This is a genomic window from Collimonas silvisoli, from assembly GCF_018305005.1.
Taxonomy (GTDB): domain Bacteria; phylum Pseudomonadota; class Gammaproteobacteria; order Burkholderiales; family Burkholderiaceae_D; genus Collimonas; species Collimonas silvisoli.
Window position 1 is genome coordinate 1 of record NZ_JAGQEG010000140.1, and the last position, 10,460, is coordinate 10,460.

The window sequence follows — 10,460 nt, forward strand, 5'->3', positions numbered from 1 at the left end:
AAAAAACTTTGCGTCGCGCTCGAAAATCAAACCGCTATCGAGCGAAAAAGTCGGCAGCACCCGGCTATAGCTATTCCCCAGCGGGGTTTGATCCGCTGGAACTGAATTCGGTATGCCAAATTTATTCGGTGAGATGTTATACGAGGTTGCATCCAGCTGAATCTTGGGCGTGATGAAATAACCGGGGCGAATGATCGGGTAAGAAAGCTGCGGGTTGATGTAGATGCGATCGCCGCCCAATGGCAGCAAGGTGCTGCTGCTTTGCAAGGTGCCGCTGCCTGACGGAAAATCGTATTGGCTATTTCTGAAGCGTGTGTATTGCGCGTTCACGGTCCAGTCAAAACCATAGATATCCTGTTTGCCGGCAGTTAAGGTCACTTGCGGCAAACGATCGTAAGGACGGCTCAGCGTCGGATTTCCTTTTGCATCAAAATCCTGTAATACCTGATAGCGCGAGGCCAGCGCTGCCACGTTCCAGAACGAACCGCTATAGTTCAAATCGAACTCACGATTCAATACCCGCGCTCCACTCTGAGTAATCGAACGCGAAAAATCGTCAGGATAATGATCGTCCGAGGCAAAGTTAACATTCCAGCCCATGGTCAGGCCAGGCATCAGCGTCTGTGTATGGATCGACTGCACGGCGTAACGGTTGGTCTTGGTCAGCCTGTCGTCAGGCAAGTACTCAACCTTGGTTTGACCACTATAACCATCCCCTATATAGCGGGCATCTGCTCCCATTTGCAGGCCACGCTGGGTGATGATATTGGGGTATACCGTCAAATCGCGATTAGGGGCGATGTTGAAATAATAAGGAAGATTGAACTCAAAACCACCGTTGTTGGTGGTCCCTATAATCGGTGGCAACACCCCGGACTGGCGGTCGTTCGACAAAGGAAAGGACAGGATCGGCGAACCAAGAATGGGCACGCTCTTGAAGTAAAGAACGCCGTTGTGGGCCGTCCCTTCCCCCAGGCCGCTATCGACATCCAGCGTACTCGACTTGATATACCAGTCCGGTTTGGTGCCGGGGCAGGTAGTGTAAGTGCCAGTGATGATCTTCGCCTTGTCTTCATCGATAAAATCGATGCGTTCGGCGCTGCCGTGACCGTCATTGGCTTGAAACCAGTAAGTCGGATTGGTCAGGAAACCCTGCCCGGAATCCATATTCAGCTTGAGATCGTCGCCGGTGTATTTATCGCCATAGCGATTCATGCGCACGCAACCGTGGGCTTCCACCTCGTTTTCGACAATCCGGTAAATGGCCTTATTGGACTTGACCTCGGTTTGCCCGCGCGTCAGATCGACATCGTTATCCAGATTGATTAGCCGATCGGGGCGGCCAGTCATCTGCTCGGCCTCCACCGTGGTCGGCGCATTGGTGTCGTTGACACGCGGCGGCCTGGCGCCTTGGGTGGCGGGAACGGTTGGCACGACGGCATCGGTCGCTTGCGCCCACACCCACATTGGCATGGTAGCCGCCGCGACGACCGAGGCCACCAGGACGGTCATGCGCCGCAAAGCAGGCAATTGGGGCACGGCACGGCCTGAACGTGGCTGGAATTGCTTAGGGAGCGCTGAGGAGGACCGGGTCATGAAATGAATTTGGCAAACACCATAGCAGGCGATTTTTTGAAATTAATCCCTTATTATATGGGAACTCACTACCGATAACCGTATTACTGGATTGCTCAATGCCTTTGTCACCGTCTGCCCCTGCCCTGCCCGATCTGCGCCAGACCCAAATTGTCGAATGGCTAACTGCGCTTAGCACCGTTCCCACCCTGCCTGCAACGCTCCGCCCAGCCTCCGCCGACGCCAGTTTCCGGCGTTATTTCAGAATCGATGCAGCCGATGGCGGAACCCTGATCGTGATGGATGCGCCGCCGCCGCAAGAAGATGTGCGGCCATTCATCGAAATTGCCCGGCTGTTTGCCGGCATCGGCCTGTCGGTGCCAGAAATTCTGGCGCAAGACGTCGAACGCGGCTTTCTGCTGCTGTCCGATCTGGGCTCCACAACCTATCTGCAGCAATTGAATAACGACAGCGCGCCAAAACTGTACATGGACGCCATCGACGCCCTGGTATTGCTGCAAACTAAAAGCCAGCCAGACGTGCTGCCCGAATACGACCGTGCTTTTTTATTGCGAGAATTGCAAATATTCCCGGAATGGTATCTCGGCAAACATCTCAAAGCGACGCTAACCGACCAGCAAACCACGGACTTGAACCAGGTGTTCGACGCCATCCTCGCCAACAACCTGGCGCAGCCGCAGGTGTTTGTCCACCGCGATTATCACTCGCGCAACCTGATGGTGCTGCCAACCGGTAATCCCGGCGTGCTGGATTTCCAGGGCGCGCTGTTCGGACCGATCACCTACGATATCGTCTCGCTGCTGCGCGATGTCTACATCCAGTGGGACGAGGCGCAGGTACTCGACTGGATGATCCGCTACTGGGAGCGCGCCAAACGCGCCGGCCTGCCGGTCCGTCCGGACATCGACGCCTTCTACCGCGATTTCGAATACATGGGACTGCAACGCCATCTCAAAATACTCGGCCTGTTCGCGCGCCTGTATCACCGCGATGGCAAGGAAGCCTATCTGAAAGACATCCCGCTGGTCATGGAATACGTCCGCAAGACAGCGCTGCGCTACCGTGAACTGATTCCGCTGGTACGCTTGCTGGACAAGCTGGAAGACAAAGCGGTGCAGGTCGGCTATACGTTCTAATTGCAACCAGAAAAAAATCCATGAAAGCAATGATTTTTGCCGCCGGCCGCGGCGAGCGCATGCGCCCGCTGACCGACATTACTCCCAAACCCTTGCTCAAGGTGCGCGGCCGGCCGTTGATCGTCTGGCACATCGTCAACCTGGTACGCGCCGGCATTACCGACATCGTCATCAATCACGCCCATCTGGGGCAAATGATTGAAGATGCTTTGGGCGACGGCAGCAAATTCGGCGCGACCATCACCTACTCGCCGGAAGCCGTGGCGCTGGAAACCGCGGGCGGCATCGCCAACGCCCGCCATCTGCTCGGCGAGGAGCCGTTCGTGGCGCTTGCCGGCGACGTCTACTGCCCGCATTTCGACTTTGAACAAGTCAAGAATACGCTGGAAGACAAGGACGTCTGGGGCCAGCCGTATGCGCTGGACCAGCGCGACAACGCCTGGCTCTACCTGGTAAGAAATCCGGCGCATCATCCGCAGGGCGATTTCGGCCTGCACAGTTTTTCCGTCAGCAACGATGGCGAACCCGGTCATACCTACACCTTCTCCGGCATCGGCGTTTACCGGCCATCGATGTTCGACGCCGTCAGCCCCGGGCAATCGGAAAAGCTGGTGACCTTGCTGCGCGAATACGCGGCGCGCGGCCAGATCGGCGGCGAAGTGTATCGTGGCGAATGGACCGACGTCGGCACCATCGAACGCCTGAATCAACTGAACGCGCCGCTGTAATCGGCAACGGATAAGCAGCCGCAAATCAACCTATTCCAGAAAGACGCCAGCATGACTCCTTACAGCACACGCCGCAGCAAACTGATTGCGCAAATGCAGGCCATGGGTGGCGGCGTCGCCATTATCTCGACCGCGCCCGAAGCCGCCCGCAACGCCGATTCCGATTTCCCCTACCGCCACGACAGCAGCTTCTATTACCTGTCCGGCTTTACCGAACCGGACGCAGTGATTGTGCTGGTCGCCAGCAAGGACCCGAAGGCTATTTTGTTTTGCCGCGCAAAAAACCTGGAGCGGGAGATCTGGGACGGCTATCGCTTCGGCCCTGACGCTGCGCGCGAGCAGCTCGGTTTCGACGCCGCGTTCGCGATCGACGCCATCGATGCCGAAATGCCGAAACTGCTGGCCGATGCGCCGGCGATTTTTTACTCGCTAGGCAAACAAGCCAATCGCGACAGCCAATTGCAAGGCTGGCTCAACCAGCTCAGCGGCCAGGCCCGGATTGGCGTCAGTGCGCCGGCCACCATCCATAGCCTGGATCCGCTGCTGGCAGAAATGCGCCTGTTTAAAGACGCAACAGAACACGCGATCATGCAACGCTCCGGGCAAATCGCCGCCGGCGCCCATAGCCGCGCCATGCGCCTGGCCCGCCCCGGCTTGCGCGAATACCATCTGGAAGCCGAATTGCTGCATGAGTTCCGCACCCAGGGCGCGGAATCGCCCGCGTATACCTCTATCGTCGCCACCGGCGCCAACGCCTGCGTACTGCACTACCGCGCCGGCAACACCGAACTGAAAGACGGTGACCTGGTGCTGATCGACGCCGGTTGTGAATTCGAAAGCTACGCCTCCGACATCACCCGTACATTTCCAGCCAACGGCGTCTTCACGGGTCCGCAAAAAACCTTGTATGAAATCGTGCTGGCGGCACAGCACGCAGCGATAGCCGCAACCCGGCCGGGACAGCGCTTCATCGACGGCCACAATGCGGCGCTGCGGGTGCTGGCGCAGGGCATGCTGGATACCGGCCTGCTGGATAAAAACAAACTCGGCACAGTCGACGACGTGATTGCCAAAGGCGACTATCGCCAGTTCTACATGCACAGCACCGGCCACTGGATCGGTCTTGACGTGCACGACGTCGGCGCTTATCGTGAACCCGGTGAAGCCGCTGCGGAAGGCCAGCAAAAGCCGTGGCGCAAACTGCAGCCGGGCATGGTCACCACGGTCGAACCTGGCATCTACGTGCGGCCGGCCGAGGGGGTGCCGGAACAGTATTGGAATATCGGCATCCGCATCGAAGACGACATCCTGGTCACCGCTGACGGCAACCATAACCTGACCAGCGACGTCCCGACAGCGGTGGCCGAGATCGAAGCCTTGATGCGCAAATGACAAACGTTACTCCCACCATTGTCGTGTTCGATCTCGGCGGCGTTCTGATCGACTGGAACCCGGATTATCTGTTCCGCAAGCTGATCGCCGATGAAACCGAGCGCAAGTGGTTCCTAGCCAACATCTGTAGCGGCGAGTGGAATCTGCAGCAAGACGCCGGCCGGCCGCTGAGCGAGGCAACCGCCATCCTCTGCGCCCAGCATCCGGATCATGCGCCGCTGATCACCGCTTTCTACGCGCGCTGGACCGAAATGATAGGTGGTACGCTGGCCGAAGGCGTGGCGATTTTCGAGGCGCTGGAAACGGCTGGCGTGCCGCTGTATGCCTTGACCAACTGGTCGGGCGAAACTTTCCCCTACGCCTGGAACCACTATCCGTTCCTGCAGCGGTTCAAGGATGTGCTGGTTTCCGGCGATGAAAAACTGATCAAGCCGGATGCGCGCATATACCAACGCATGCTGGAGCGGATACGCAAGCATTATCCTGATGCGCAACCGCAACAGCTGGTGTTCATCGACGATGTCCTCAGAAACGTCGATGCGGCGCGCGCACTCGGCTGGCGCACCATCCATCACACCTCGCCGGAGTTAACCGCAGCGCAATTGCGCGCATGGGGTTTGCCAGCATGAGCAAGAGCGCCGATCAGCAGTTCCAGAGCGAAGTCGACATCGCTATCTGCGGCGCCGGCCCGGTCGGCCTGAGCCTGGCTGCGTTGCTGATAAAACGCGGCGTGGCAGCGGCGCGCATCGCGCTGATCGACGCCAAGACAGTCGAACAGGCGCGGCAAGACCCGCGTTCTCTGGCGCTCTCCTACGGCAGCCGCCAGATCCTGCAAGAGATCGGCGCCTGGCCGATTGCCGCCACCGCGATCCATCAGATCCATGTGTCGCGCCGCGCGCATTTCGGCCGGACCCTGATCCAGCGCGAGGAATTCCAGCTGCCGGCGCTTGGTTATGTGACGCGCTACGGCACCTTGGTAACGGCTTTAGCGGCGCTGCCGGCTTTGGCCGGCATCCACTTGCTGCGGCCGGTCCAGGTCAGCGCCAGCACTGAACAAGACGATTGTGTGGAATTGCAATTGTCGGATGGCCGTTCCCGTTCCTGTTCTTTACGCAGCAAATTGCTGGTGCAAGCTGAAGGCGGCCTATTCGGCGCCCAAGACGACAAGTCGCTGCAACGCGATTACCAGCAAGTCGGCATCGTCGCCCATATCCAGAGCAGCGCACCGATTGCACACCGCGCCTTCGAACGCTTCACCGATCAGGGACCGCTGGCGCTGCTGCCGCAGGACGATGCGCACGGCCACAACTACGCCTTGGTATGGTGCGTGCGCCCCACGACGGCAAGCCAACTGCTGGCGCTGGATGACGCGGCATTCCTAGCGGCATTGACACAGGCCTTTGGCGGCCGGCTTGGACGTTTTCTCAAAACGTCGAAACGCAACAGCTTTCCGCTGGGCTTGAATGCACGTCCGGCAGCTACGCTCAGAACCGTGGCGATTGGCAACGCCGCGCAAACCTTGCACCCGGTTGCCGGCCAGGGATTGAATCTGGGCTTGCGCGATGCTGCGGTGCTGGCGCGTTTGCTGGCCAGCGACATAACACCGGACACCCTGCAACGGTTTGCCGCCGCCCGACAGTCAGACCGCAGTTTGACGATCCACCTGACCGATGTCATGGCGCGGATTTTCGCCAGCGCGCCCGACGGCGCCCTATCGCAAACCCTGCTCGGTTTGTCGTTAGGACTGGTTGATATTGTGAAACCGGCCAAACGCTTGCTGGCACAACAGATGATGTTTGGACGGCGCTAGATTTGGCTTCACTCGCACAATAAAAAACCGCGCCAGTTTTACCTGGCGCGGTTTTTCATGGGAATGGTCAACGCTTACTCAATCACTCAACCGCCTTCGCCATATCTTCAATCACCTTCTTGGCATCGCCAAACACCATCATGGTCTTGTCCATGTAGAACAACTCGTTGTCCAGACCGGCATAGCCGGAGGCCATGGAACGCTTGTTGACGATGACGGTCTTGGCCTTGTAGGCTTCCAGAATCGGCATGCCGGCAATCGATGACTTCGGATCCTTGGCAGCCGGATTGACCACGTCGTTGGCGCCCAATACCAGCACCACGTCGGCCTGGGCGAATTCGCTGTTGATGTCTTCCATCTCGAATACCTGGTCGTACGGCACTTCGGCCTCCGCCAGCAACACGTTCATGTGGCCCGGCATGCGCCCTGCCACCGGGTGGATCGCGAACTTGACGGTGACGCCCTTGTGCGACAGTTTCTCGGCCAGTTCCATCAATGCATGCTGCGCGCGCGCCACCGCCAGGCCGTAGCCGGGAACGATGATGACGGTTTCGGCATTCCCCAGCAGGAACGATGCATCGTCGGCGGAGCCGGATTTCACCGGGCGTTGCTGCTGATCGCCGTTAGTGATCGCAGCAGCGGGATCGCCGCCGAATCCGCCCAGAATCACGTTGAAAAAGGAACGGTTCATCGCCTTGCACATGATGTAGGACAGGATCGCACCGGAGGAGCCGACCAGCGAACCGGCGATGATCAGCATCGCGTTGTTGAGCGAAAAGCCGATACCCGCTGCAGCCCAGCCCGAATAGCTGTTGAGCATCGACACCACCACCGGCATGTCGGCGCCGCCGATCGGGATAATGATCAACACACCTAGCGCAAACGCGATGAGGGTCATCAGGATGAAGGGCAGCCAGGACTGGGTCAGCACAAAGATCAACCCCAGCCCTAGCATCGCCACGGCCAGCAACAGGTTGATGAAGTGCTGTCCTCTGAAGCTGACCGGCGCGCCCTGAAACAGGCGGAACTTGTATTTGCCCGACAACTTGCCGAATGCAATCACCGAACCGGAGAAGGTAATCGCGCCGACGAAGGTGCCGATGAACAGTTCGATGCGGTTACCGGCCGGCAGCGCCTCGCCGTGGGCGGCGATGCCGAAAGCCCAAGGTTCCGATACCGCGGCAACTGCGATACACACCGCCGCCAGACCGATCAGCGAGTGCATCGCCGCCACCAGTTCCGGCATCTTGGTCATCTCGACGCGTTTCGCCAGGAAGGCGCCGATGCTGCCGCCCGCCACCACGCCGCCGGCCACCAGCCAGAAGCCGAGGCCGGCTCCTTGCGATTCAGCCTTCAGTTTGACGATCAAGGCAATCGTCGTCACCACGGCAATCGCCATGCCAGCCATGCCGAATACATTGCCGCGCCGCGCCGAAGTCGGATGCGACAAACCCTTGAGCGCCTGGATGAAACAGACCGAGGCAATCAGGTACAACATCGTCACCAGATTCATGCTCATTGCTGGGCTCCTTCTTTAGCAGCCGGCTTTGCCTTCGGCTCTTTTTTCTTGAACATTTCCAGCATGCGCTGCGTCACCAGAAAGCCGCCGAATACGTTGACAGCCGCCAGCGCCACCGCCAGCGTGCCGGTAACTTGGCCGACCATGCCTTCGGTCAAGCCGGCCGCCAGCATGGCGCCGATGATGATAATGGCGGAAATGGCGTTGGTGACCGCCATCAGCGGCGTATGCAAGGCCGGTGTGACGGTCCAGACCACGTGGTAACCGACGTAGATCGCCAGTACGAAGATGATCAGATTGGTGATGGTGTGCGTGACTTCCATGGTTTCCCCTTGATAGAAGGACAGCGCTACTGATATGCGCGGCTAATTTAAATTCGCCTTAGATTTTCTTCAGGCCGGTAATCCTGTTGTTGTCGTCGACAAACACCACTTTCGGCACATAGCTGCGCGCCTCCTCATCGGAAAGCGGAGCATAAGTACAAATGATCAGCAGGTCGCCCAGATGGGCGCAACGTGCAGCGGCGCCGTTCAGTGAAATTTCGCCGCTGCCGCGTTTGCCGCGGATAGCGTAAGTCGAAAAGCGCTGGCCGTTGTTGACGTTGTACAGCTCAATCTTTTCAAACTCGCGGATGTCGGCCGCTTCCAGCAAATCTTCATCTATCCCGCAAGAACCTTCGTAGTGCAGGTCGGCTTGGGTAACGGTTGCGCGATGAATTTTTGCGCGCAGCATGATACGTTGCATATCTTGTTTCTCCAGTTTACGAGGCATCCGACCGCAGTCAGACGCCCCTTTACAGCTATTAATTAAATCATTAATCAGAACTAGGGGGCCTCTAAGAACCGTAGCCTCAGCTGCACTGACTTGGTTCAATTGTCTGGTCGAGAAGCGCAGCTGTACGGAGGTACAGCGAGCATCGCAGGCCAGAGATTGAGTCGCGCAGTAGGTTTTTAGAGGCGCCCTTATTTGCGCAGCACTTCGCCACCGCTGCACAACAAAGTGCCGACAACGATATCGTCCTCGCGATTAATCACCAGGCCGCCTTCGGCATTGATGATCAGCTTGAGGAAATCGAGCAGGTTGCGCGCATACAGCGCCGAGGCATCAGCCGCCACCAGCGCCGCCAGATTGCCTTCGCCGATGATGTGCACGCCGTGCTTGATGACGGTCTTGCCGCTTTCCGACAAGGGGCAATTGCCGCCCTGGTCGACCGCCATATCGAGAATCACCGAACCCGGCTTCATCGCCCTGACGGTGTCTTCGCTGATCAGCACAGGTGCTTTGCGGCCAGGGATCAGGGCGGTGGTGATGATGATGTCGGCTTGCTTGGCGCGCTCGTGCACCAGTTCGGCCTGGCGCCTCATCCAGTCGGCCGGCATCGGCCGCGCATAACCACCGATGCCCTGGGCGATTTCTCTTTCTTCATCGGTAATGAAAGGCACGTCCAGGAATTTCGCACCCAGCGACTCGATCTGCTCCTTCACCGCGGGCCGCACATCGGAGGCCTCGATCACTGCGCCGAGACGCTTGGCGGTGGCGATCGCCTGCAAACCGGCCACCCCGGCACCCATGATCAGCATGCGCGCCGCCTTGACGGTGCCGGCGGCGGTCATCAGCATCGGCATGAAGCGCTGATACGTATTAGCGGCCATCAGCACCGCCTTATAGCCGGCGATATTGGCTTGCGACGACAGCACATCCATCGATTGCGCGCGCGAAGTGCGCGGCGCCGCTTCCAGCGCAAATGCGGTCAGGCCGCAGCTTGCCATAACAGCAATATTGTCGGCATCAAAAGGATTCAGCATGCCGACCACGACCGTACCGCTTTTCAGCAAGGTCAGCTCGTCAGCGCTGGGAGAACGCACTTTGAGCACGGTTTCCACGCCGAATGCCGCGGCGGCTGTGACTATCTCGGCGCCTGCAGCCGCGTAGGCTGCGTCGGGAATACTGGACGAAATGCCTGCACCAGACTGCACCAGCACCTGATGTTTGGCTGCCACCAGCTTCTTTACTGTCTCCGGAGTCGCTGCAACCCGGGTTTCGCCAGGCCGCGTCTCGGCGGGGATGCCGATTTTCATGTACTTCTCCCATTAGTGTTAAGAATCTCCCCGGAATCTTACACGGAAAAATTGCGGCCCAACAACCATAGGTCTTGATGTAGGTTATTTATCCTAAAATTAATCCCTTGTTGCGACTATGACTACAATCACATCGTCTCTTGTGCTAGGGCGTGTTGACATATGATTTGGGAGATGCGTTCAAAACAAAACGTGCGCTGG

General features: G+C 58.5%; 10 protein-coding genes. 5 read left to right on the top strand and 5 right to left on the bottom strand.

Features of this window, described 5'->3' with window-relative positions; all coding sequences use genetic code 11:
- Window positions 1-1,539 (bottom strand): LPS-assembly protein LptD (locus KHU33_RS24255; protein ID WP_329956121.1); only part of this gene is annotated, 1,539 nt, incomplete at its 3' end.
- A gap of 155 nt (window positions 1,540-1,694) precedes the next feature.
- Between KHU33_RS24255 and KHU33_RS24260 the strand changes: the two genes are divergently transcribed.
- Genes KHU33_RS24260 through KHU33_RS24280 form a run of 5 tightly spaced genes read left to right on the top strand, consistent with a single transcriptional unit; the run spans window position 1,695 to window position 6,662 of the window.
- A complete protein-coding gene (locus KHU33_RS24260) occupies window positions 1,695-2,732 on the top strand; it encodes an aminoglycoside phosphotransferase family protein (RefSeq protein WP_211467793.1) in 1,038 nt (345 codons plus the stop codon).
- A 20-nt stretch (window positions 2,733-2,752) separates the two neighbouring features.
- Window positions 2,753-3,460 (top strand): N-acetylmuramate alpha-1-phosphate uridylyltransferase MurU, encoded by a 708-nt coding sequence (gene murU, locus KHU33_RS24265; RefSeq protein ID WP_211467795.1) that lies wholly within the window; start codon window positions 2,753-2,755, stop codon window positions 3,458-3,460.
- A gap of 51 nt (window positions 3,461-3,511) precedes the next feature.
- Window positions 3,512-4,852, top strand: a complete 1,341-nt coding sequence (pepP, locus tag KHU33_RS24270) for a Xaa-Pro aminopeptidase (protein WP_211467797.1) — start codon at window positions 3,512-3,514, stop codon at window positions 4,850-4,852.
- A complete protein-coding gene (locus KHU33_RS24275) occupies window positions 4,849-5,481 on the top strand; it encodes an HAD family hydrolase (RefSeq protein WP_211467799.1) in 633 nt (210 codons plus the stop codon). Before pepP ends, KHU33_RS24275 begins: the two co-directional genes overlap by 4 nt.
- Window positions 5,478-6,662: a UbiH/UbiF/VisC/COQ6 family ubiquinone biosynthesis hydroxylase gene (locus KHU33_RS24280; RefSeq protein ID WP_211467801.1), complete on the top strand. Its 1,185-nt coding sequence runs from the start codon at window positions 5,478-5,480 to the stop codon at window positions 6,660-6,662. Before KHU33_RS24275 ends, KHU33_RS24280 begins: the two co-directional genes overlap by 4 nt.
- Window positions 6,663-6,744: 82 nt before the next feature.
- Here KHU33_RS24280 and KHU33_RS24285 read toward each other — a convergent pair whose 3' ends face one another.
- From KHU33_RS24285 to KHU33_RS24300, 4 genes are all read right to left on the bottom strand, one after another.
- Complete coding sequence (locus tag KHU33_RS24285) at window positions 6,745-8,181, bottom strand: NAD(P)(+) transhydrogenase (Re/Si-specific) subunit beta (RefSeq protein WP_211467803.1); 1,437 nt, start codon at window positions 8,179-8,181, stop codon at window positions 6,745-6,747.
- The gene (locus KHU33_RS24290) at window positions 8,178-8,504 is read right to left on the bottom strand and encodes an NAD(P) transhydrogenase subunit alpha (protein WP_211467806.1); all 327 of its coding nucleotides are present in this window, start codon (window positions 8,502-8,504) and stop codon (window positions 8,178-8,180) included. Before KHU33_RS24290 ends, KHU33_RS24285 begins: the two co-directional genes overlap by 4 nt.
- A 58-nt stretch (window positions 8,505-8,562) precedes the next feature.
- Complete coding sequence (gene panD / locus KHU33_RS24295) at window positions 8,563-8,925, bottom strand: aspartate 1-decarboxylase (RefSeq protein ID WP_211467808.1); 363 nt, start codon at window positions 8,923-8,925, stop codon at window positions 8,563-8,565.
- 218 nt (window positions 8,926-9,143) lie between these two features.
- A complete protein-coding gene (locus KHU33_RS24300) occupies window positions 9,144-10,259 on the bottom strand; it encodes a Re/Si-specific NAD(P)(+) transhydrogenase subunit alpha (protein WP_211467810.1) in 1,116 nt (371 codons plus the stop codon).
- Between the last annotated feature and the right edge of the window lie 201 nt (window positions 10,260-10,460).